This is a genomic window from Pseudomonas sp. RU47 (assembly GCF_004011755.1).
Classification (GTDB): Bacteria; Pseudomonadota; Gammaproteobacteria; order Pseudomonadales; family Pseudomonadaceae; genus Aquipseudomonas.
In genome coordinates this window covers 3,583,893-3,605,516 of the sequence record NZ_CP022411.1, presented here as the reverse complement: position 1 = coordinate 3,605,516, position 21,624 = coordinate 3,583,893, and the positions used below count along the sequence as shown (strand labels likewise).

The window sequence follows — 21,624 nt, the reverse complement described above, 5'->3', positions numbered from 1 at the left end:
GGTTCTACTGTGCAGCTTTCATTTTCTCAGCGATTTTGGCGTCAACTGCAGCACGGATCTGGTCGATGCTGAAGCTGGCCGGTTTCTGGCTCGGTGGATATTCGATGAACGTCTGCAGGAACGCCGCCGACTTCATCACGGCCATTTCAGTCAGATAAACGTTCTTGGTCGTCCAGTCGTAGTACTGATCGGAAACGATGTCAGCACGTTCGTACGGGTCCATGCGCAGGTTGAAGATTTTCGGTACCCGCAGGCACACGAACGGTTCGCTCCAGACCTTGAAGCCACCCGGTGCGCGTTGTTCGCAGAACACCGCTTTCCAGTTGCCGTAGCGCATCGACACCAGTACGCCGTCGTCGTTGAAATAGTAGAACTCTTTACGCTCACTCTTAGGGCTTTGGCCGGTCAGGAAAGGCAATTGGTTGTAACCGTCCAGATGCACCTTGAAGCTGGTGCCGCCGGAGGTCGGCGCCCAGCCTTTGAGCAACTTGTTGGCGACATCGGTTTCACCAGCCGCTGCGAGCAAGGTCGGGAACCAGTCCAGACCCGAGAACATCTCGTTGGTGACTTCACCCGGTTTGATCTTGCCCGGCCAGCGAACCATTGCCGGCACGCGATAAGCACCTTCCCAGTTGGAGTTCTTCTCGTTGCGGAACGGCGTGGTTGCCGCGTCCGGCCAGGAGAACTGGTTCGGGCCGTTGTCGGTGGTGTAGACGACGATGGTGTTGTCGGTGATTTTCAGGTCATCAAGGGTTTTCAGCAGTTTGCCGACGTCGGCGTCGTGCTCGAGCATGCCGTCCGCATATTCATTGCCGGGCATGCCGCTCTGCCCCTTCATTGAATCACGCACGTGGGTGAACAAGTGCATGCGCGTGGTGTTCATCCAGACGAAGAACGGTTTGTCCGCCTTGGCCTGCTTCTCGATGAACGCCTGCGCAGCAGCTGTGGTTTCGTCGTCGATGGTTTCCATGCGCTTGGTGGTCAGCGCGCCGGTGTCTTCGATCTTGCCGTCGGCGAAGCTATGGATCACGCCACGCGGAGAAACAGCCTTGACGAACTCGGCGTCATCTTTTGGCCAGTAAGCACGCTCAGGTTCTTCTTCCGCATTGAGGTGATACAGGTTGCCAAAGAATTCGTCGAAACCGTGGTTGGTCGGCAGGTATTCGTCTTTGTCGCCCAAGTGATTCTTGCCGAACTGGCCGGTCGCATAACCCTGCGACTTGAGGGCCTGAGCAATGGTGATGTCTCGTTTCTGCAGGCCCACCGGTGCACCGGGAATGCCGACTTTCGACAAACCAGTACGCAGCGGCGTCTGCCCGGTAATGAATGAGGATCGTCCAGCCGTACAGCTGTTCTCCGCATAGTAATCGGTGAACATCATGCCTTCTTTGGCGATACGGTCGATGTTCGGGGTCTTGTAGCCAACCACCCCCATCGAATAGGCGCTGATATTGGTCTGGCCGATGTCATCGCCGAAGATCACCAGAATGTTGGGTTTTTCAGCCGCCGTGGCCGTAGCCGACAGCGCCATGACCGAAGTCGCCACGAGGGCGAGTTTCGGTAGCCATTTGCGTATGCGAGTCATCTGACTTGCTCCTTTGCGCGGGGGTCGTTTATTGCGACTAACGTTTATTGCAGTCCTGCAGCACGCTTTCTTATTGCACCTGCCCGGTGACCGGCGACTCGAACGGGTAGATCCGGCGCCATTCCGACGCCATGTCGACCACTGTCCAGCCACGGGAATTTGCTTCATCGAGGGCTTTGTCGAGCCGGCCGATATCGGATTTTCGGTCATAGGCCCATTCACGCTTGGCGTCGGTGTGGTGCACCAGCCCCATAAACCGTTTGCCGGAACCGGCGGCCGTCCACTGCAGCATCTGCAGGTCGCCGTCGGAGTTGCCGAAGGCGAGGATCGGCCGCTTGCCGATCACCGCGTCGATGCTCTCCGGTTTGCCGGGGCCGTCGTCGTTGTGCGCCAGTTTCGGGGTGCGCACGATCGAGGCCTGGCCGTCCTTGTATTGGAATGAAGTGACGAAGGTGGTGCCGATCACCTGTTCCGGCGGGATGCCGTAGACCTTCTCGGCGAATGCACGCATGAACGCGGTATCGCCGCCGGAGACGATGTAGGTCTTGAAGTCCTGTTTGCGCAGGTAGTCGAGCATTTCCAGCATCGGCTGGAAGATCATTTCGGTGTACGGCTTGCCGGTCCTTGGATGCCGCGCCTGACTGAGCCAGGTCTTGGCGTGATCATCGAAGGCTTCGGTGGTCATGCCGGTGTGGGTCGCGCCGACGATTTTCAGCAGGCCCTCCATGCCGGACGCAGCGAGGGCTTGGTGGTCGCTCTCCAGAACCGCTTTGAACGGCTGGGTGGTTTTCCATTCCGGATGCTGTGCGGCGTTGCGCTTTACCTCGTCGAAGGCGAACAGCAATTCGAAATAGGCCGGTTGCTCGCTCCACAAGGTGCCGTCGTTGTCGAACACGGCAATACGGTCGGCCGGTTTGACGAAATCCTTGCTGGTCTGGTCGGTCACCGTCTGCACGAACGCGATAATGCTCTTCTTCGCCGGGCCGTCATTCCACGACGGCAGTGGCTCGTTGGCCTGAGCCAGCAGCGGCAGGGCAAGGCCCAACAACAGGGCCAGTCCAAAACGTTGGCGGTGCAGTAGCGCGGTCGTCATGGGAAATCCTTCTCGTGAACGGGGTTGAGCGGGCGCAGGGCCGAGGCCGGTTTCGCGTGCTGCTGTTCGGCCTGACTGTGAAGCGTAGTCAATGATTCGCGCAGTTGAACGAGTGTTTGCTCGGTACTGGGCTGACGACCGTAAAGCCCGCGTAACAGCCCTTGCAGGCGTGGGCCGGCGTCGACCAGTTTCAGGCCCAGCCGACTGCGGCGCAGCCACAGGTACAGCGCGCTCAATTGAGCGGGGCTGGCTTGCAGTTGTGCATCGATTTGTTGCCAGGCGAAGTCGGGCGATTGCTGCCATGCCCGTTGTTGCGCCTGCCGGCGCGCTTGCCAGTTTTTTCTGGCGCGGATGAGTGCAGGACGCAGCAGATAGGCGGCGGCAACGACAGCGGCGATCAGGGTCAGCCACAACAGCCAGCGCGTGGAGAAACGCAGGTGATTCTGGCCCAGTTGTTTGAGGTCTTCGCTGATCGAAAATACCGGCTTGTAAGGCGTGCCGGCTGTTGCCTCGAACGTCACCGCCGGCACTTGCGCGGTGCGCGATTGGCGAGTACTGGCGTCCCACCACTTCACGTCAATGGCCGGCAAGGTGTGAGAACCGGCCTTGTCGATGCGGTAGCTGACGCTGTCGATGCGCTGACCGCCGAGGATGTCACCGCGACCGTCGTCCAGAGCGGTGACTTGCGGGGTTTTCGCATAGCGGCTCAGACCGGGAACATCACCGAGCGTTGGAATCGGCAGGGCCATGGCCAGTGCGCCGTCCGCTTGCAGGGTCAGTTGGCGGGTGATGCTGTCGCCGACTTTTAATGGCGTGGCCGAGTTGACGAGGGTTTGCGTGAAACGCAAAGCGCTGGCCACCAAAGGTGTTTCCCCGGATTTGAAACCCGGTGGCTGGGCGGCGCTGAACTGCACTGGTTGGCTTTGCGCACTGATTTCTGTCGTGGCCTGGCCGGGTGTGGCGCGCACGGTCAGCGCCGGAATATCGAACCTGCGGGCGACGTTCGGGGTGATCAGGTAGCTGTAGCGCAAACCGCTGAAAGTCTGGCCGTCGATGGTTTGATTCAGGTGCCGGGCCTGACCGTCTGGGGGCATGACCAGGGCGCCGTCGAGTTTCAGGTCGGGGAGGGTGGCGGCGCTGGTGAACCAGGTGTCGGTGAGGACATCGATTTGCAGTTCGATCAGGCCACCGACCATGGCGCCTTCGGCGGGTTGCAGGTGGGCCTGGACTTTGAGTTGGGGGTCGGCGGCAAAGGCCTGAAGTGTGAACAGGCCACTAGCTAGACCTATCAGCAGAGCTGTGGTGATCCGGCGGGCCCCTTCGCGAGCAAGCTCGCTCCCACAGGGGGGCTGGGGTGTACACAAGTCCACTGTGGGAGCGAGCTTGCTCGCGAAGGCGGCAGGAGGGTTTGGAAGCTTCATGGCTTGGCCCCTACCTGATCCTGCAAGCTGAACTTCTGCCTGAGAAACTTCGCCGGCGAGGTGGTCAGGTTCTGCAGCCACAATGCATCGGACGCAGCCTGCTCGGTCTCGACCTTTTTGCTCTGTCCCTTACCCGGCGCCTTGTCGAATTTCACCTCATCGGGTTTGGTCTCCGGGGCGTTTTTCTCGGCACTTTCGGTGTCTTTGAGCAACGCCTGCGCCAGCGCCAGATTGGTCGTGGCTTCTGGGAACTGCGGTTGCAGTTTCAAGGCCTGGGTGTAGGCGGCGATGGCTTCATCGAACTTGAAGCGGCGCACGTAAATATTGCCCAGATAGAAATACGCCTGTGGCGTGTCCAGCCGCGCAAACGTTGCCAGCGCAAGGTCGTAATCGGCCGCGTGATAGGCCGCGACGCCTTTCCAGTACGGGTCGACAAACAGCGCGGCGGCTTGCGGCAAGTGATCGTGTTCAAAGGCCCAGCGACCTTGCTGATCGCGGGTGAAAAACGCATCGGTCAGCGCGTTGGCGTGCGCCGGGGCGGCAGGCCAACCCAGGCCAATCGCCAATGCCAGCACGGGCATCCAGTTGACGCTCCAGCCCTTGCGCACATTGAGCAAGGCCAACAGCAACAGCGGCCAGCACAGCCAGTAACCGGCGTCTTTCCAGTGCAATTCGCGCTGCTCGGCGCTGGCACTCTGAAAATGCTGCTGCGCGTGCAACTCGATCCAGTCCAGATCATCGTCATTGACGGTCAGGCTACCCAGTGGCGCATCGAGAGCGGAGGCCAGTTGCTTGATTGCTGCCGGATCGAAACGGCCCAGTGCCGGGCGCCCGTTGGCATCGGTGCGCGGCTGGCCGTTGGCGTCGTGAATGATGCCGCCGTCCTCACTGCCAACGGCCAATACCAGCACTTGCAATGGACTGTCGCCCACACGCTTGTCGAGGTCGTCGAGTTCTGCGGTATCAGCGCCATCGGTGATCAGCAGCAGACTGCCGGGCGTTTTTTCGGCGTTGAGCAAGCGCTTCGCCTGATCGATCACGGCGCCGACGTCTTTGCCCGGTTTGTCGATCAATCCGCTGCCCAAGGCTTGAATGAAGGTGTCGAGCAGTGCCGGATCGTCGGTCGGCGGCAACACCAGATGGGCGCTGCCGGCGTAAGCGATCAGCGCGGTACGGGCGCCGGCGCGGCGCTGGATCAGATCGTGCAGTTTGTGTTTCGCCGCTTCCAGTCGGCTTGGCTGTACATCGCTGGCGTCCATCGATGGCGACAGATCCACGGCGACGATCAGCGGCGCACGGTTCTCAAGAAAGTCCGGCCGATCCTGTTCCCAGGTTGGCCCGGCGGCGGCGACGGCGCCGAGCATCAACAGCGTGCACAACAGATGCACCGGACGCAGGCGCTGATGGTCTTGAGGGGTGATGAGTAAATGCGGCAACAGGTGCTCGGCGATATTGCCGCGCAGCCGTCGTTGCAAGTCGCGACCGCGCCGCCAGAGCAGCGGCAGCACGGCACCGAACAGTGCGAGCAGCAGCCATAGGGGGCGGAGGAAATGGAAGTCGCTGAGGTTGATCTCCATCTCAGGCCTCCTGCCGCTGACGGGCAAACGCCAGACGCACACGCAGCAGCGCGCCGAGGTGATACAGCCCCAACAGCGTTACCGCCGCGCCCAGCGGCCAGTAGAACAACTCGCGTTGCGGTTGATGGCTGAGGGTTTTCACCTGGCGCGGGGTGAGGCGATCGAGGGTGGCGTAGACCTGATCCAGTGCGTTGCGGTCCTCGGCGCGGAAGAACTGGCCGCCGGTGGTTTTGGCGATCTGTTCCAGCGCCGACAGGTTGACCTTGGCCTCGCCGGACGCGCTCGGGTCGCCGATACCGATGGTGTGAATGATCACGCCTTTGTTCGCGGCCATTTCAGCGGCGTGATCCGGCGTGATCGCGCTGCTGGTGTCATTGCCATCAGTGAGCAGGATCAGTACTTTTTCCTGCTCGTGGGCCTTGTCCAGCAGCTTCAGGCTTAAACCGATCGCGTCACCGATCGCCGTATTGGGGCCGGCCATGCCAATACCGGTGTCGGCCAGCAACAGCGAGAGGCTGGCGTGGTCGAGGGTCAGCGGCGCCTGCGGGTAGGCGCCGGTGCCGAACACGATCAGGCCGAGGCGGTCATCCTTGCGCTTGTCGATAAAGCCTTGCACCACCTCTTTGACGGCGGCGAGGCGATTGATCTTTTCACCGTTGGCGTTGGTGAAATCTTCAGTCTCCATTGACTGCGAGAGGTCGATGGCGAGCATCAGGTCGCGCACCGGTTGTTGCCGTTCGATCGGTTTCTCCACAAATACCGGGCGTGCGGCGGCCAGCAGAATCAATGCCCAAACGAGGACGTTCAACAGCAATTGCCAATGATTGCGCCGGTTGCCGACGATGCCCGGCGCTTCACCGACCGCGCGACTCATGGCGGCGAAAAACGGTACGCGCACGGCGCTGCGAGCCTCGTTGTAGGCGGGCAGATAGCGGTACGCCAACCAAGGTAACGGCAGCAGGAGCAACAGCCAGGGGTAATCAAGCTGCCACATGGTGATACTCCATCCACGATTGGCAGGTGTCGAACAACGCCTGACGTTGCGGCGCGGGGAGGGCGCGCAGGGTGTCGTCGGGGGCGTAGGCGAGTTGCGCGAGTTGTGTGCTGAAGTCTGCCGGGAGCTGTTGCTTACAGTGTTGTTGCAAAAAGACTTGCCAATCCTCCCGCCCACGCGCTGCAACCCCCTGTGGGAGCGAGCTTGCTCGCGAAAGCGGTGTGTCAGACACCACAGATGTTGAATGTGCCGGCCTCTTCGCGAGCAAGCTCGCTCCCACAGGGGTTGCATTCCAGCGGGTAGGATTGTGGGTGGGCATCGACAGCGCCACGCGCTTGAGCAGTTCCGGCAATTCGCGCAGAGCATTCAAGTCATCACTGCGGCTGCGCAATTGCGCCAGACGCGCCAGGCCTTCACGCCGATAAGAGTCCCTGCGCCATTGCACGTAGCGCCGAATGCCGATCAACAACGCGGCCAAAACCAGACCGGCGAGCAACACCCACCAACCCCACGTCTGCGGCGCGTAACTGACCGGTGCAGGCAGGCTCAGCTCCTTGAGCTGTTCGATGCTGGGGATCTGCGGATTCATCGTTTTGCCCCGGCACTTTTGCCCAGCTCTGCGCGCAGTTGCGTATGGGCCTCTTCGGCGGTGCTGAACATCATCAGCGGCACCTGACTGCGTCGCAGCAGGGTCGCAACGTCCTGCAGGCGACCGCTGAGAAAGTCCCCCAACGGTTGGTGCACGTTGCGTTTTTCCACCGCCAGTTCCACTTGCAATTCGCCTTGGGTAACCAGCAGGCGGCCATTGGTTGGCAGCTTCATGGCCAGCGGGTCGTAGACCTGCAGCGCGATCACATCGTTGTGCGCCGACAATTGCCGCATCAACTGCAAGGTGCGTTCGCCAGCCCCGGCGAAGTCGCTGACGATGCAGATCAAATGATCATGCCCGGCCAGGGCGAGGCAGCGCTGCAGGACCTTGTCCAGCTGATCTTCGTCTTCAGCGTCCGGGTTGGCTGCGCTCAGCGCCTGATTCTGTTCGGCAATACGGCTGAGCAAGGCTTCCACGCGTTTACGGCTGCGCAACGGCGCCACGCTGTCGATGCGCTGATCATTGAACACCAGCCCGCCGACCCGATCGCCGGCGTTGAACACCATCCACGCCGCCAGTGCCGCGAGTTCGGCGCCGAGGGCCGATTTGAAGCTGCGTTGCGAGCCGAAGAACATCGACATGCGCTGATCAACGACGATCAACGCCGGGCGGTCGCGCTCTTCGGTGAAGGTACGCACCACCGGTTTGCCGGTGCGCAGCGAGGCGCGCCAGTCGAGGTGACGCAAATCGTCGCCCGGCTGATAGCGACGCAGCTCATCGAAATTCAAGCCACGCCCGCGCAGGCGCGAAGCATGGTTGCCGGCGAGGATGCTGCCGCGCGGTTGCCGGGCGAGAAAGCTCAGGTCACGGGCCTTGAATTCCAGCGCCATCAATTGCGCGAGAGAGACGTAGACCAGACCTTCATCGTTCATGCCGGAATCGCCACTTTATCGAGGATCCGGTCGAGCACCTGATCGGCACTGACGCCGTCGGCCACCGCGTCGTAGCTCAATTGCAGGCGATGGCGCAGCACCGGGTGCACCACCGCGCGCACGTTATCCGGCGAAACGAAGTCCTGACCCTGCAACCAGGCATCGGCGCGCGCGCAACGATCCAGACCAATGCCGCCACGCGGACTGGCGCCGATGGCAATCCAGCGCGCGAGGTCTTCGTCGTAATCGGCGGGGTGGCGGGTGGCGTTGATCAGGTCGATCAGGTAGCTGTCGATCGCCGGGGACACGTGTACTGCGCTGACTTCCTTGCGGGCGGCGAAGATCACGTCCTGCGGCAGGCTGAAACCTTTGGCAGACGTGGTGCTGGCGCCCTGAGCGAACTCTTCGTTGCGCAGCAGGCGCAGCACCTGACTTTCGTTCTCGGCGCTCGGGTAATCGAGCAGGACTTTCATCAGAAAACGGTCCATCTGCGCTTCCGGCAGCGGATAGGTGCCTTCCTGTTCGATCGGGTTTTGCGTTGCCACCACAATAAACAGGTCGGGCAGGGCATGGCTGTTGCCGGCCACCGTAATCTGGCGTTCTTCCATGGCTTCGAGCAGTGCCGCCTGCACCTTGGCCGGCGCGCGGTTGATCTCGTCGGCGAGGATCAGGTTGCCGAACAGCGGCCCCGGCTGAAAGCGGATTTCGTTTTTGCCTTCGACCTGATGCAGCACCTCGGCACCCGTAATGTCCGAGGGCAGCAAGTCCGGGGTGAACTGGATGCGGCTCATCTTCGCGTCGAGGTGTTTGGCCAGCGCCTTGACCGTGCGGGTCTTGGCCAGCCCCGGCAGACTTTCCAGCAGCAAGTGACCGTTAGCCAACAGGCCGAGGAGGATCTGGCGGATCACCTGATCCTGGCCGAGTACGGCTTCGGCGATGCTGGCTTGCAGGGCATTGAGGTCGGTAAGCGCAGTCATGGGGGCAGTCCTTTGTGTCCGGTCTAGAAAAAGGCCAGGGTCAGGTTGACGCTGAAGCCGTTGCCTTCAGGGCGGTTCTTGGTGTCGAACTCCGGTACCCACCGCGCACTGATGTTGGCTTGCGCGTCGGCGAATTTGCCGGCCCAGCCGATCACCGGGCCGGCACCCACCGCGCGTCCGCGATAGCCGTGCAGGAAATCGGCAGTGTCGCCTTTGTCATCGGTGATCTGTTGGATGTAGCCGGCCGCCAGCCCGGCACTCCAGCCGCTGCCCAATCCGTGGGTCCACAACGCATCGAGGGTGAAAATGTTGCCGTTGCGATAATCCGTGGCGCGGTTCTCGGTGTAGAACTCAAGCCCGCTGGAGAGAGTGAATTCGCCACCCTTGCCGTCGAGATGCGTGAAGGCCACGGTCGGCATGAACGTGTAGTTGTTCTGTCCGGGGTTGGCCAGCCGGTCTTTGTTGTAGGCCCCGGTGGGCACATAGATCGGCAGCGAAAACGCGATGTGGTTGAGTTCGTCGAAGTGATAACCGGCGGCAATCGGTGTGATCAGCGGGTCGGCGAACTGCGTGCCGGAATCACTGGTGCCGAGGGTCCGTCCACGAGGCCCGGTGATGGCCGCATTGATGTCGGTGTACTGCAGCGGGATGCCGATGGCGGAGGCGAAATTCCATGGCCCTTTGCCGGTGTCCCACACATGCGTCAGGTTTGTCATGGTGTAGGACACCTTCAGGTCGAGCCCGGTACTGACTTCACCGGAGATCGGCGCACCACGGCTGCCTTTCAGCGAGCCGTCGTACCAGATGCTGGTCACCGAGACCACCCAGCCCGGCTCCGGCGGGACGATCCCGGCATTGGAAAACACCTGCTGACCAGTAATCGGTCGGCCGACGCCGCCCTCAGCTGCGTAAAGCAGAGGACTGCCGATCATGCACAGCGCCAACAGCGGGCGCACAACGTTGGGCTTGATCATCAAAAACTCCGCTTATTGTTTTGAGTTGACTGGATTGAGCAACGGCATTTTCCATTCACCGCTGGCGACTTCTGGTTTCGGCAGATAAAGACGCAGGATCCCGTAGAACGGCCCGTTCGGCGCTGGTAGCCAGTTGGCCTGTTTGTCCTTGCCGGGATTGCTGTGCTGGACATAGAGGGTCAAGCCACCGTCGGCGTCGAGCGCAAGATCCGGCAGCATTCGCGAGTTGATCAGGTAGCGATTCAGCGGGTTGGCCGTCAACAGTTTGGTCTTGCCGTCGTACATCGTCAGCGACCAGAACGCGTCCGCCGGGGGCAGGGCGCCCTTGTCGAAATGCAGGGTGTAATCGTGTTTCGAGGCGTCGGCTGGCTGGCCGTCCTTGTCGACGAAATAGCCGATGTAATTCGCTTCTTCAGCTGAGTTGCCAAAGATGCCCATGTTGGCGCCGGCGAAGCGGTACAGGTAATTGCCCTTGAGGTGATCGCGGGTGCCGAAGAAATCCCCGCTGGTCACTTGATGGGTGTCGACCTTGTCCTTTTTGAACGCGGCAAATTCGGCTTTGGCATCGCTGATGCCGTCCTCGAGCGCTTTGCGTTGCTCGGCTGAGAGTTTCTTCAGGTCGAACGGCTGGCCAGCGCCGATGCCGATTTTGCTGAAGCGGGCGAGCAGATCCTTTTCGACATCCTGCGGCGGGGTGAACGCCAGCATGAAATTCAGGTAACGAAACAGCTCCGGCGTTTCGCTCATGGTCGGCGTCGGTTTTGGCCAACTGACCTTGGGTGCCTGGGCCGGGGCTTTCTGTTTGACGTAATGGCTGAGGGTTTCGACCTTGTAACCTTTCTGGATCTGCTTGACCTTGGCCAGGTCCTTTTCATCAAACAACTGCGTGCGGTACAGCGCGTAGGTGATGTTGCTTTCGCTGCGCAGCAGGCGGTCGATGTTGACCGGTTGCTGACCTTGCCAGTCAGGCCCGGCAATCATGAAATGCCCACCGTTGTTGCCGGTGCTGCGCGTGCCCAGATAGGCGAAGTTCTGCGTGTAGGCGTCGATCAGTTGCACCGAGTAATAACGGTGTTCTTCGATCGGCGGCAGGGTCAGGATCAGCGGCTCGGTGCGCAAGTCCATCCAGACGAAGGAGTAGGGCGTGTCGGCGTTGGGCGTGACAAACGCAGTGTCTTTGGCGGTGAAGGCCTTCGCCGTGTTGCCGATCTGGTTCAGCGGGGCCTTGTAGTTGGGGCTTTTGCTGTCGATAGCCTGGGTGTAGAGGGTTTTGTACATCTCGACCACCGGGAAACCGTAGAGGTAGGCCTCTTTGGCAATGCCCCGGGCTTCGTCACGGCTGGCGCTGAAATCGGCCAGGACGCTGGTGCTCAGGGTGAGGGTCAGGCTGGTCAGCAACAGAATGCGTGTGTGCATGGTACGTCCTTATTTATTGCGCGAGCGTGATGTCGTCGAGTTTCCAGCTCTTGTCGAAATACGCTTCAGTCGGCGCGTACAGACGGAAATAACTGAACCAGTGTTTGCCGGGCAGGGTTTGCACCCAGTTGCTTTCCAAGCCCTTGGGCGCGGTCGGACCGAAGTACAGGTCCACCGAGCCGTCGGGGTTCTTCTGTAAATCCTGACGCGAAGAAAGGTCGGCCTTGCGCTGCGGATTGTCGATCAGGCCGCGGCTGGTGATGTCGTAAACGGTCATCGACCAGAATTGTTTGGCCGGTGGATTGGCGCCAACGTGCAGGCGATAGCTCTTGCCACCGTCGAGCCAGTCACCCTTGGCATCGGTGTAGGCGCCGAGGTAGGTCTGGCCCAGCCCCGGCGTTTTGGAAACCATGCCTTTGGTGTTGGTGACCGCCTCGTAGAACCAGGCACTGCGTTCCCACAACTGGTCGTAATAGGCCACGCGTTGGGATGGCTCGGCGATGTTCAGCACCGTGTCCCAGTGCCGGTCGGGCCAATACTGAGCGTCAGGAAAACGCTTGGCGAAGGTGTTGGCCTTGGCAATCAGTTCGCCGACCTGCGCACCTTGCTCAAGGGCCTGACGTTGATGGGTGTTGGGGTTGAAGGGTTTGTCCTTTTCGATACCGAGGCTCGCAAGCATCGCCATGTAGAACCGGTCACGCTCGTTGACCGGTTCTTTCTGAATGATCTGGTGCAGGCGTTCCCAGTAGGCGATGCCTTGAGGTTGCGTGCCGGACCAAGGTTTGCCTTGCGGCGAGAGCAGGCGAGTATCACCCGGCTTGTTGCGTTGGGCGTAGGGGTACATCTTGAACTTCTCGACCAGTGCCTTGCCCTTGGCTGGGTCCGGATCGAGCACACGGAAACCCACCAGCACGTTCATCGTTTCCGATTTCGCCAGGTAGTATCGGCCGGCATCTGCCGGTGGTTCGGCACCGGGTGGCAGCACCAGGTATTTGCCGCCCTGGCCCTTATCGGGGCCGGTCTGCCCCATGTCGATGATCGCCCGCTGCCAGAAATCACCGATGCCGCCAGCGGTCGGCCCCGGCGGCAACTCGATCACCAGTGGCCCGGTTTCACTCAGATCGACGAAGCCGAGAATGTACGGGGTAGTGGCGTTGGCGGTGATCACCCCGAGCTTGTCTTCGTAGCTGTTGAGTACCATCAGATCGCCGCTGCGCGCGCCGAGCTTGTCGCGAAACTCTTCCTGCCACTGGGCATAAGACACCAGCGGCAAGGCCCACAGATAACTCTGGGTCGCCTGCTGGAAATCCAGTTCGGCGTACAGTTTGGCAATCGAGTCATGGCTCGGCAGCTCGCCTTCCATAGCGATCTTGCCTATAGGGGTATCGAGGTCCTGGGCGCCGACGCCGCAACTGACAAACATCGTCATCAAGCTGAAACCGGCGGCTTTGAGGGTTGCGTGCATAGCGAATTCCTTATTTGCCGAACGTCACGTTAAGACCGGCATAGAGGGTGAACTGCGGCAGGCCATCGCCCTTGCGGTCGGCCGTCCACTGCGGCTCGACAAAGGCGTTGAGAATGTTGCTGCCGGACTTCCAGGCTTTGCCGACACCCAGACCGAGCGGGATGTAGTGCGTGTCGTTTTTCAGGTCGAAAGTCCAGGTGCCGGTGGAGCGCAGGTACCAGCCTTTTTCCAGGTTATGGATGATGAACGGCTGCAGGGTTGCGCTTTCGACGTGAGGGCGATCGTTGTCGCCGGCAAACGAGCTTTGGTACTGCACCAGCGCGCCGAGCAGGCCGCGCGGCGAAGCGTCGATAGCCACCGCAGCCAGACCCCCTTGCCACTTCCCGGTGCCGAGTTCGTCCTGTTCGGCGGTCGGCGCGGTGATCAACGGGCCCACGCCCAGTTGCACGCCTTCGGATTTAAGAATGAAAATATCGAACAGGTTCAGATCGCCGATTCCGGTGCTGTAACCCTTGTGCGGATCGGGGCGGGTGCTGATCGGCAGCGTCGCGCGAACCAGTTGCGGCACGCCGATGAAATCGTTGGGCGCAATCGGCAGGGTGCCGCGCAGCAACACGTCATTGCTGTGCGCGTTGCTGTCGTAAAGCTTAGGGGTGTAGTAATCCTGCAGATTCGCGCCGGGCGCGATGTTCAACGGGTTGTTGCTCTTGTTAGAGTCCTCGGCGTTATCCGCCTGCGCGCAACACGCAGCCGCCAGCGAACTCGCCAGAAAAAGAGTTTTCCCCACTCGATTGAACATCATCCCCGATTCCCTGGTGGCTTTTGGATACTTGGCACTTCGCGGCCGTTACTGCGTAATCCCTTTCTTATCAAGCCTGTAGGACACGTCTGAATGACGCTAGCAGCTAATCGGGAGTTAGCCAGTCGAATGGATTAATTCTTTGGTTTTGTCTACGGGTTCACAGGTGATTGTGTACCAACTATTCCATTGCTTACGGTGTAGGAGCTGTCGAGTGAAACGAGGCTGCGATCTTTTGATCTTGTTTTTTAAATGCAAAATCAAAAGATCGTCCGATCGCGGCCCGATCCTTCGGCAGCTCCTACCTGTGCGTATTTCAATTCGGGATGTTTAAAGGTTGTTTCGATTTTGCGGAACGTTCCCACAAGGTTTTCAGGTTGTCCGTCGGACGTCGGGTCTCTAGCCTGTGTTCGTCGCTGCCAAATCAGCGACCGGGACTGGAAACCCCGACGGGTATTAGTGGCGCGTACACGCCTTTCATAACGTATCCTTGCGCACTTCGAATGTGTGCACTCCGTTATGGCGGCTGTGCGCGGGAGACCTTCGGGTCGACCGGGTCGCCGCTGCCCGGGTTTCCAACCTGCGTACAGCTGCCACCTCTTCGTCCGGAAACCGAATGGGGCAGCTCCAACTTTCCAGTGGAGTTACACCATGAAAAAACCAACACCCAATCCCCCAGAATCAGACGCCGACACCACATCCCCCTACGCCTCAGTCGACAGCAAAAAACTCCACGAAGCCGCCGACCGCGCCCTCGATTTCTACCTCAACCCCTCCGCCCACATCATGTCCAGCGCCAACGAGCCGGAACCCATGTACCTCGCCAATCCCAGGTACAACACCGAATCCCTGCTCGCCAACGCCAGCGAAACCCTCGGCTCGGCCAGCGAAATGCTGATCAACTTCGCCGCATCGCTGGAAACCTCGCACCGCAAGACTGCACTGGGGATCGCACAGGTCGTCATGTTGGGGGAGTTAGCGGTGAACCAAGCCCTGGATCACGTAGAACTCAAGAACTGATCTCTGTTGAATGATCGTTCCCACGCTCTGCACGGGAATGCAGTGCCTGACGCTTTGCGTCTAATCCGCAAGCTGGAACGCGGAGCGTCCCTTGAGGCATTCCCACGCAGAGCGTGGGAACGATCAAGACAAATCGTAATGCTGGTGAACTCGCGGTGAATCATGCCCTGGATCACGTCGAACTCAAGAATTGATCTCTCTTGAATGATCGTTCCCACGCTCTGCGTGGGAATGCAGCCCTTGACGCTCTGCGTCACATTCGCAAGCTGGAACGCGGAGCGTCCCTTGAGGCATTCCCACGCAGAGCGTGGGAACGATCAAACCATCAAGAAGAGCGTGTACTAAAGCGTTCGGGTTGGAAGTTGACGTGAGTACTGGTGATATTTACACCCTGTCAGGTTTGACAGTTGTCGTGGTGAGAGGGAAGGCGTTTGATTGCTGGGTGACGCGCAGAAATCTGGCATGCGCGAAAAAAATGAAAGGAGACGAATATGAATACGGTTACGGGAACAGTGAAGTGGTTCGACGATGGAAAGGGGTTCGGCTTTATTACACCAGATGGAGGGGGCGAGGATCTGTATGCGCACGTTTCTGCGATTAGTTCCAGTGAAGTTAAAACGCTAAAAGAAGGCCAGAGGGTTGCGTTCGGGATTACGCAGTGGGCCAAAGGACTGGCAGCTTCAAATATCCAGGCGATCTGAATATCACTGCTTTTGTAGGCGCTGCCGAAGGCTGCGATCTTTTGATGTTTGATCTGGAAAAACAAGATCAAAAGATCGCAGCCTTCGGCAGCTCCTACATGGGATGTCCGGTTCAGCTGTTTTTCTTGGCTTGTTCGCGAACGCGTTCTTCTTGCGCACGTGCTTCGGGGGTGAATTCGGCGCCGAAGTCTTCGGCGGAGAATATCTGGCGGATTTCAATATCGGACTCGCCTGGCATCGGGTTAGGGCAGCGCTTGACCCATTCGATGGCTTCTTCTTTCGATTTCACTTCCCAGATCCAGTAACCCGCCACCAACTCTTTGGTCTCGATGAACGGCCCGTCGATGACCGTGCGTTTGTCACCGGAGAAATGCACACGCGCACCTTTGCTGCTCGGGTGCAGGCCGTCGGCGTCGATGAGAATGCCGGCTTTGACTAGCTCTTCGTTGAAGTTGCCCATGGCGGTGATGAGTTCTTCGCTGGGCATGATGCCGGCTTCCGAATCGGCGCTGGCTTTGACAAGGATCATGAATCGCATGGCGGTGACTCCGAGGATTGTGGGGATTCGTTGTTTAGTCGAACGGGCCAGCGGTGAATCGACAGGGATCCTAAATAAAAGACCAGTAACACCACAGAATCCAATGTGGGAGCGAGCCTGCTCGCGAAGAGGTCGTCACATTCGACATTTATGCTGACTGATCCAGCGCCTTCGCGAGCAGGCTCGCTCCCACAGTGGGAATAGCGGTAGTTTTGTATACAATTTTTCGCGCAGGCACCCAACAATTTCATCAAAGGGCATAGGTGCTTGAAACATTTCGTGGTTAACTTCGGCCTCTTGCATGCTTTCCAATCAAAACATCAGAAGGACTCAAGTCATGGCTCAAGTCACCCTTAAAGGCAATCCGGTTCAAGTCAACGGCCAGTTGCCACAAGCCGGTTCCAAGGCGCCAGCCTTTTCTCTGGTTGCCGGCAATCTGTCCGACGTCACCCTGAAAGACTTTGCCGGCAAGCGCAAAGTACTGAACATCTTCCCGAGCGTTGACACCCCGACCTGCGCCACTTCCGTGCGCAAGTTCAACGCTCAGGCCAACGAAGTGGCAAACACCGTAGTGCTGTGCATTTCGGCTGACCTGCCGTTCGCCCAAGCGCGCTTCTGCGGCGCCGAAGGTCTGGAAAACGTCCAGAACCTGTCGACCCTGCGCGGTGCCGAGTTCATCGAGAACTACGGCGTGGCCATCGCTGACGGCCCGCTGAAAGGCCTGACCGCTCGCGCCGTTGTGGTTCTGGACGAAAACGACAACGTCCTGCACAGCGAACTGGTCAAGGAAATCGCTGAAGAGCCTGACTACGAAGCGGCACTGTCCGTTCTCAAGTAAGCGCTTTTACAATTGTTAACGGCCTGGCCCTGTCCAGGCCGTTTTCATTTGTGTATCAGTGTTTTGCCTCACACCTTGAAACGTAAGGTGTAAGTAAATTGCCGGTAAAGCTGCTTTGCTAATTCCCCATCAGTGCTTATCGTTCAGCCTCCCGTAATAGAAGCCCACGCGCCCAATGGTTAATCACTCCATGCAATCGTCCCCCCGTAACTCCCGTCGCTGGCTGATCAGCCTGCTTGTCTTGTTGGTGATCGCCGTTCTGTGCTGGAAATTCTGGCCCGCCGGTTCAGCCCACAAGGAGGGCGCTGACAAGGCTGCAGCCGGGCACACCGGGCGTTCGGGAATGATGCGGCCGGGCTTCGGTGGCGGCGCCGGGCCGATTCCGGTGCGCGTGGCGCCGGCGGTCACCGGCGACTTTCCGCTGTACTACAAAGCGCTGGGTACGGTGACGGCGCTCAACACCATCAATGTGCGCAGCCGGGTGGGCGGCGAACTGGTGAAAATCAATTTCGAAGAAGGGCAGATGGTCAAGGCTGGCGACCTGCTGGCAGAGATCGATCCACGTCCATACCAGAACGCCTTGCTGCAGGCTGAAGGCACGTTGCTGCAGAATCAGGCGCAACTGAAAAACGCCCAGGTCGACGTCGAGCGTTATCGCGGTCTGTACAAAGAGGACAGCATCGCCAAACAGACGCTGGACACCGCCGAAGCGCTGGTCGGTCAGTATCTGGGCACGGTCAAGACCAATCAGGCCGCGGTCAACGACGCCAAGCTCAATCTCGAATTTACCAAGATCCGCGCGCCGATTGCCGGCCGTGTCGGTCTGCGTCAGGTTGATGTCGGCAACCTCGTTACCGCTAACGACACCACCTTCCTTGCAGTGATCACCCAGACGCAACCGATCAGTGTGGCTTTCACCTTGCCGGAAAACAGCCTTGAAACTGTGCTTGCGCGTTATCGCAGCGGCGCCAAGCTGCCGGCCGAAGCCTGGGATCGCGGCGACACCAAACTGCAAGCCACTGGTGTTTTGCAAAGCCTCGACAACCAGATCGACGTCGCCACCGGTACCCTGAAGTTCAAGGCCCGCTATGAAAACCGCGATCAGGCGCTGTTCCCCAACCAGTTCGTCAACGTGCACTTGCTCGCTGACACGCTGAAAGGCGTGGTACTGGCACCGTCGGCAGCGATTCAGTTCGGCACCAACGGCACCTTCGTCTATGCGCTGGATGGCGACAAGAAAGTCACTATTCGCCAACTGAAGATTGGCGCCAGTGATGGCGAAAACACCGTGGTCACTGAAGGTCTGGCCGCTGGCGACCGCGTGGTACTGGAAGGCACTGACCGCCTGAAAGAAGGCAGTGAAGTGGAAGTGGTCAACGACAGCAATCAAGTGCCAACCACCCCGACCGAACACCTGCAAGGCAAGTCCGCCGCCCAGACGCCAGACGCTGCGGTCACTGACAAGGCCAAGAAGGGCGCATGAACATTTCGCGGCTGTTCATCCTCCGACCGGTAGCCACTACCCTGAGCATGCTGGCCATTGTTCTGGCCGGCCTGATCGCTTATCGCTTGCTGCCGGTATCGGCGTTGCCACAGGTCGATTACCCGACCATCCGCGTCATGACCTTGTATCCCGGCGCCAGCCCGGACGTGATGACCAGTGCCGTGACCGCGCCACTCGAGCGCCAGTTCGGGCAGATGCCTGGCCTGACGCAAATGGCCTCGACCAGTTCCGGCGGTGCGTCGGTGCTGACCCTGCGTTTCAGCCTCGACATCAACATGGACGTCGCCGAACAGCAGGTGCAAGCCGCGATCAACGCCGCGACCAATCTGCTGCCGACCGATTTGCCAGCACCGCCGGTGTACAACAAGGTCAACCCGGCGGACACCCCGGTGCTGACCCTGGCGATCACCTCGAAAACCATGCTGCTGCCCAAACTCAATGACCTGGTCGATACGCGCATGGCGCAGAAAATCGCCCAGATCAGCGGCGTCGGCATGGTCAGCATTGCCGGCGGTCAGCGCCAGGCCGTGCGCATCAAGGTCAACCCGGAAGCGTTGGCCGCCAATAGCCTGAACCTGTCGGACGTGCGTACCTTGATCGGCGCTTCCAACGTCAATCAGCCGAAAGGCAACTTCGACGGCCCGACCCGAGTGTCGATGCTCGACGCCAACGATCAACTGACCTCGCCCGAGGACTACGCCAATCTGATTCTCGCCTACAAGAACGGCGCGCCGTTACGGCTCAAGGACGTGGCGGAAATCGTCGACGGCGCCGAGAACGAACGCCTCGCTGCATGGGCCAACCAGAATCAGGCGGTATTGCTGAACATCCAGCGTCAGCCGGGTGCCAACGTGATCGAAGTGGTCGACCGCATCAAGGCACTGCTGCCGAGCATCACCGACAACCTGCCGGCCGGCCTTGATGTCACTGTGCTGACCGACCGTACGCAGACCATCCGCGCCTCGGTCACCGACGTGCAACACGAACTGCTCATCGCCATCGCCCTGGTGGTGATGGTGACATTCCTGTTCCTGCGTCGCGCCAGTGCCACGATCATTCCGTCGGTGGCCGTGCCGCTGTCGCTGATCGGCACCTTTGGCGTAATGTACCTGGCCGGGTTCTCGGTGAATAACCTGACCCTGATGGCCCTGACCATTGCCACCGGTTTCGTGGTCGACGACGCCATCGTCATGCTCGAGAACATCGCGCGCTTCATCGAAGAGGGCGACAGCCCGATGCAAGCCGCGCTCAAGGGCGCCAAGCAGATCGGCTTCACCCTGATCTCCTTGACCCTGTCGCTGATCGCGGTACTGATTCCGCTGTTGTTCATGGCGGACGTAGTCGGGCGCTTGTTCCGCGAGTTCGCCATCACCCTGGCCGTGGCAATCCTGATTTCCCTGGTGGTTTCGCTGACCCTGACGCCGATGATGTGCGCGCGTTTGCTCAAGCGTGAGCCGGAAGCACATGAGCAGGGCCGTTTCTACCGTGCCAGCGGTGCTGTCATCGACTGGATGATCGCCGAGTATGGTCGGATGCTGCGCTGGGTGCTCAAGCATCAGCCGCTGACCCTGCTGGTGGCTATCGGCACACTGGCGTTGACCGTGTTCCTCTATATGGTCGTGCCAAAGGGCTTCTTCCCGGTACAGGACACCGGGGTGATTCAGGGCATTTCCGAAGCGCCGCAGTCGATTTCCTTCGCGGCGATGGGCGAGCGTCAACAGGAACTGGCGAAAATCATTCTCGAAGATCCGGCGGTGCAGAGCCTGTCGTCCTACATCGGCGTCGACGGCGATAACGCCACGCTCAACAGCGGGCGCTTGCTGATCAACCTCAAGCCCCACGGCGATCGCGATCTGAGCGCCACTGAAGTGATTGCGCGCCTGCAACCGCAACTGGACAAACTGGTCGGTATCCGTCTGTTCATGCAGCCGGTGCAGGACCTGACCATCGAGGACCGCGTCAGCCGCACGCAATATCAGTTCAGCATGTCCTCGCCGGACTCCGAACTGCTCAGCCAGTGGAGCGGCCGTCTGGTCGAAGCGTTGGCCCAGCGTCCGGAACTGACCGACGTTGCCAGTGATTTGCAGGACAAGGGTTTGCAGGTCTATCTGGTGATCGACCGCGATGCGGCATCACGCCTTGGCGTCTCGGTGGCGAACATCACCGATGCGTTGTACGACGCTTTTGGCCAGCGCCAGATCTCGACGATTTACACCCAGGCCAGCCAGTACCGCGTGGTACTGCAAGCTCAGGCCGGGGAGAAGATCGGCCCGCAGGCGCTGGACCAGATTCACGTCAAGACCACTGATGGCGCACAGGTTCGCCTGTCTAGTCTGGCGCATATCGAGGAGCGTCAGGCGCAACTGGCGATCACTCATATCGGCCAGTTCCCGGCAGTGATGATGTCGTTCAACCTCGCGCCCGGCGTGGCGCTGGGGCATGCGGTCGACATCATTGAACAGGTGCAGCAGGACATCGGCATGCCGGTTGGCGTGCAGACCCAGTTCCAGGGTGCGGCCGAAGCCTTCCAGGCCTCGTTGTCGAGCACCTTGCTGCTGATTCTGGCGGCGGTGGTGACCATGTACATCGTGCTGGGCGTGCTGTACGAGAGCTACATTCACCCGATCACCATTCTCTCGACTTTGCCGTCGGCGGCGGTCGGTGCCTTGCTGGCGTTGCTGCTCAGTGGCAATGACCTGGGCATGATCGCGATCATCGGCATCATCCTGTTGATCGGTATCGTGAAAAAGAACGCGATCATGATGATCGACTTCGCCCTCGATGCCGAACGCACCCAGGGCATGGCGCCGGAACAGGCGATCTATCAGGCGGCGCTGCTGCGCTTCCGGCCGATTCTGATGACCACGCTGGCGGCGCTGTTTGGTGCGGTGCCGTTGATGCTCGCCACGGGCTCAGGTGCTGAATTGCGCCAGCCGCTGGGTCTGGTGATGGTTGGCGGTCTGCTGGTGAGCCAGGTGCTGACGCTGTTCACCACGCCGGTGATCTACCTGTACTTCGACCGCCTCGGGCGACGCTTTGGCAAGACCAATGCGGATGCTGAAGAGGTGTCGGTATGATTTCGCGAGCATCACACATCCCTTGTGGGAGCGAGCCTGCTCGCGAAAGCGGCCTATCAGGCAACATCATTGTTGAATACAAGATTGCATTCGCGAGCAGGCTCGCTCCCACAGGGATCTGCGG

Annotated in this window: 18 protein-coding genes; 5 read left to right on the top strand and 13 right to left on the bottom strand. The window is 59.9% G+C overall.

The window, feature by feature from the left end:
- Positions 1-4 precede the first annotated feature (4 nt).
- The 12 genes from CCX46_RS16235 to CCX46_RS16180 all read right to left on the bottom strand — a co-directional run bounded on the left by CCX46_RS16235 (position 5) and on the right by CCX46_RS16180 (position 13,822).
- Positions 5-1,585, bottom strand: a complete 1,581-nt coding sequence (locus CCX46_RS16235; RefSeq protein WP_127928037.1) for an arylsulfatase — start codon at positions 1,583-1,585, stop codon at positions 5-7.
- A 70-nt stretch (positions 1,586-1,655) separates the two neighbouring features.
- Positions 1,656-2,678 carry an HAD family hydrolase gene (locus tag CCX46_RS16230; RefSeq protein ID WP_127928035.1) on the bottom strand — a complete coding sequence of 341 codons (1,023 nt, stop codon included), beginning with the start codon at positions 2,676-2,678 and terminating at the stop codon, positions 1,656-1,658.
- Complete coding sequence (locus tag CCX46_RS16225; RefSeq protein ID WP_127928033.1) at positions 2,675-4,099, bottom strand: BatD family protein; 1,425 nt, start codon at positions 4,097-4,099, stop codon at positions 2,675-2,677. The genes CCX46_RS16230 and CCX46_RS16225 overlap by 4 nt, the downstream gene beginning before the upstream one ends.
- On the bottom strand, positions 4,096-5,676 hold the full coding sequence (locus CCX46_RS16220) for a VWA domain-containing protein (RefSeq protein ID WP_127928031.1): 1,581 nt from the start codon (positions 5,674-5,676) through the stop codon (positions 4,096-4,098). Before CCX46_RS16220 ends, CCX46_RS16225 begins: the two co-directional genes overlap by 4 nt.
- 1 nt (position 5,677) lies before the next feature.
- The gene (locus CCX46_RS16215; RefSeq protein ID WP_127928029.1) at positions 5,678-6,670 is read right to left on the bottom strand and encodes a vWA domain-containing protein; all 993 of its coding nucleotides are present in this window, start codon (positions 6,668-6,670) and stop codon (positions 5,678-5,680) included.
- Positions 6,657-7,259: a DUF4381 domain-containing protein gene (locus CCX46_RS16210; protein ID WP_127928027.1), complete on the bottom strand. Its 603-nt coding sequence runs from the start codon at positions 7,257-7,259 to the stop codon at positions 6,657-6,659. The genes CCX46_RS16215 and CCX46_RS16210 overlap by 14 nt, the downstream gene beginning before the upstream one ends.
- Complete coding sequence (locus CCX46_RS16205; protein WP_127928025.1) at positions 7,256-8,191, bottom strand: DUF58 domain-containing protein; 936 nt, start codon at positions 8,189-8,191, stop codon at positions 7,256-7,258. Before CCX46_RS16205 ends, CCX46_RS16210 begins: the two co-directional genes overlap by 4 nt.
- Complete coding sequence (locus tag CCX46_RS16200) at positions 8,188-9,168, bottom strand: AAA family ATPase (protein WP_127928023.1); 981 nt, start codon at positions 9,166-9,168, stop codon at positions 8,188-8,190. The genes CCX46_RS16205 and CCX46_RS16200 overlap by 4 nt, the downstream gene beginning before the upstream one ends.
- 23 nt (positions 9,169-9,191) lie before the next feature.
- On the bottom strand, positions 9,192-10,142 hold the full coding sequence (locus CCX46_RS16195) for a SphA family protein (RefSeq protein WP_127928021.1): 951 nt from the start codon (positions 10,140-10,142) through the stop codon (positions 9,192-9,194).
- A gap of 12 nt (positions 10,143-10,154) precedes the next feature.
- Positions 10,155-11,558 (bottom strand): DUF1254 domain-containing protein, encoded by a 1,404-nt coding sequence (locus tag CCX46_RS16190; protein ID WP_127928019.1) that lies wholly within the window; start codon positions 11,556-11,558, stop codon positions 10,155-10,157.
- Between the two features lie 13 nt (positions 11,559-11,571).
- A complete protein-coding gene (locus CCX46_RS16185) occupies positions 11,572-13,023 on the bottom strand; it encodes a DUF1254 domain-containing protein (RefSeq protein WP_127928016.1) in 1,452 nt (483 codons plus the stop codon).
- 10 nt (positions 13,024-13,033) lie between these two features.
- Positions 13,034-13,822 carry a hypothetical protein gene (locus CCX46_RS16180; protein ID WP_127930408.1) on the bottom strand — a complete coding sequence of 263 codons (789 nt, stop codon included), beginning with the start codon at positions 13,820-13,822 and terminating at the stop codon, positions 13,034-13,036.
- A gap of 651 nt (positions 13,823-14,473) precedes the next feature.
- Here CCX46_RS16180 and CCX46_RS16175 point away from each other — a divergent pair.
- The gene (locus CCX46_RS16175) at positions 14,474-14,842 is read left to right on the top strand and encodes a DUF6124 family protein (RefSeq protein ID WP_127928014.1); all 369 of its coding nucleotides are present in this window, start codon (positions 14,474-14,476) and stop codon (positions 14,840-14,842) included.
- A gap of 491 nt (positions 14,843-15,333) precedes the next feature.
- Positions 15,334-15,543 carry a cold-shock protein gene (locus CCX46_RS16165; RefSeq protein ID WP_127928012.1) on the top strand — a complete coding sequence of 70 codons (210 nt, stop codon included), beginning with the start codon at positions 15,334-15,336 and terminating at the stop codon, positions 15,541-15,543.
- A gap of 112 nt (positions 15,544-15,655) precedes the next feature.
- On the opposite strand, the gene CCX46_RS16160 is transcribed toward CCX46_RS16165, so the two are convergent.
- Positions 15,656-16,081 carry a YciI family protein gene (locus tag CCX46_RS16160; protein WP_122597854.1) on the bottom strand — a complete coding sequence of 142 codons (426 nt, stop codon included), beginning with the start codon at positions 16,079-16,081 and terminating at the stop codon, positions 15,656-15,658.
- 337 nt (positions 16,082-16,418) lie between these two features.
- Between CCX46_RS16160 and tpx the strand changes: the two genes are divergently transcribed.
- The 3 genes from tpx to CCX46_RS16145 all read left to right on the top strand — a co-directional run bounded on the left by tpx (position 16,419) and on the right by CCX46_RS16145 (position 21,500).
- A complete protein-coding gene (tpx, locus tag CCX46_RS16155; protein WP_122844115.1) occupies positions 16,419-16,919 on the top strand; it encodes a thiol peroxidase in 501 nt (166 codons plus the stop codon).
- A 175-nt stretch (positions 16,920-17,094) separates the two neighbouring features.
- On the top strand, positions 17,095-18,402 hold the full coding sequence (locus CCX46_RS16150) for an MdtA/MuxA family multidrug efflux RND transporter periplasmic adaptor subunit (RefSeq protein WP_122661331.1): 1,308 nt from the start codon (positions 17,095-17,097) through the stop codon (positions 18,400-18,402).
- Positions 18,399-21,500, top strand: coding sequence for an MdtB/MuxB family multidrug efflux RND transporter permease subunit (locus CCX46_RS16145; RefSeq protein WP_127928010.1), 3,102 nt, complete (start codon positions 18,399-18,401; stop codon positions 21,498-21,500). The genes CCX46_RS16150 and CCX46_RS16145 overlap by 4 nt, the downstream gene beginning before the upstream one ends.
- Positions 21,501-21,624 lie beyond the last annotated feature (124 nt).

Excerpts from the sequence above, each read along its gene's own strand:
- CCX46_RS16165 (WP_127928012.1), top strand. The coding sequence starts at position 15,334 with ATGAATACGGTTACGGGAACAGTGAAGTGGTTCGACGATGGAAAGGGG.
- CCX46_RS16215 (WP_127928029.1), bottom strand. The coding sequence starts at position 6,670 with ATGTGGCAGCTTGATTACCCCTGGCTGTTGCTCCTGCTGCCGTTACCT.
- CCX46_RS16220 (WP_127928031.1), bottom strand. The coding sequence starts at position 5,676 with ATGGAGATCAACCTCAGCGACTTCCATTTCCTCCGCCCCCTATGGCTG.
- CCX46_RS16195 (WP_127928021.1), bottom strand. The coding sequence starts at position 10,142 with ATGATCAAGCCCAACGTTGTGCGCCCGCTGTTGGCGCTGTGCATGATC.
- CCX46_RS16225 (WP_127928033.1), bottom strand. The coding sequence starts at position 4,099 with ATGAAGCTTCCAAACCCTCCTGCCGCCTTCGCGAGCAAGCTCGCTCCC.
- CCX46_RS16160 (WP_122597854.1), bottom strand. The coding sequence starts at position 16,081 with ATGCGATTCATGATCCTTGTCAAAGCCAGCGCCGATTCGGAAGCCGGC.
- CCX46_RS16185 (WP_127928016.1), bottom strand. The coding sequence starts at position 13,023 with ATGCACGCAACCCTCAAAGCCGCCGGTTTCAGCTTGATGACGATGTTT.
- CCX46_RS16150 (WP_122661331.1), top strand. The coding sequence starts at position 17,095 with ATGGTTAATCACTCCATGCAATCGTCCCCCCGTAACTCCCGTCGCTGG.
- CCX46_RS16200 (WP_127928023.1), bottom strand. The coding sequence starts at position 9,168 with ATGACTGCGCTTACCGACCTCAATGCCCTGCAAGCCAGCATCGCCGAA.
- CCX46_RS16230 (WP_127928035.1), bottom strand. The coding sequence starts at position 2,678 with ATGACGACCGCGCTACTGCACCGCCAACGTTTTGGACTGGCCCTGTTG.
- CCX46_RS16190 (WP_127928019.1), bottom strand. The coding sequence starts at position 11,558 with ATGCACACACGCATTCTGTTGCTGACCAGCCTGACCCTCACCCTGAGC.
- CCX46_RS16205 (WP_127928025.1), bottom strand. The coding sequence starts at position 8,191 with ATGAACGATGAAGGTCTGGTCTACGTCTCTCTCGCGCAATTGATGGCG.
- CCX46_RS16210 (WP_127928027.1), bottom strand. The coding sequence starts at position 7,259 with ATGAATCCGCAGATCCCCAGCATCGAACAGCTCAAGGAGCTGAGCCTG.
- CCX46_RS16180 (WP_127930408.1), bottom strand. The coding sequence starts at position 13,822 with ATGTTCAATCGAGTGGGGAAAACTCTTTTTCTGGCGAGTTCGCTGGCG.
- CCX46_RS16175 (WP_127928014.1), top strand. The coding sequence starts at position 14,474 with ATGAAAAAACCAACACCCAATCCCCCAGAATCAGACGCCGACACCACA.
- tpx (WP_122844115.1), top strand. The coding sequence starts at position 16,419 with ATGGCTCAAGTCACCCTTAAAGGCAATCCGGTTCAAGTCAACGGCCAG.
- CCX46_RS16145 (WP_127928010.1), top strand. The coding sequence starts at position 18,399 with ATGAACATTTCGCGGCTGTTCATCCTCCGACCGGTAGCCACTACCCTG.
- CCX46_RS16235 (WP_127928037.1), bottom strand. The coding sequence starts at position 1,585 with ATGACTCGCATACGCAAATGGCTACCGAAACTCGCCCTCGTGGCGACT.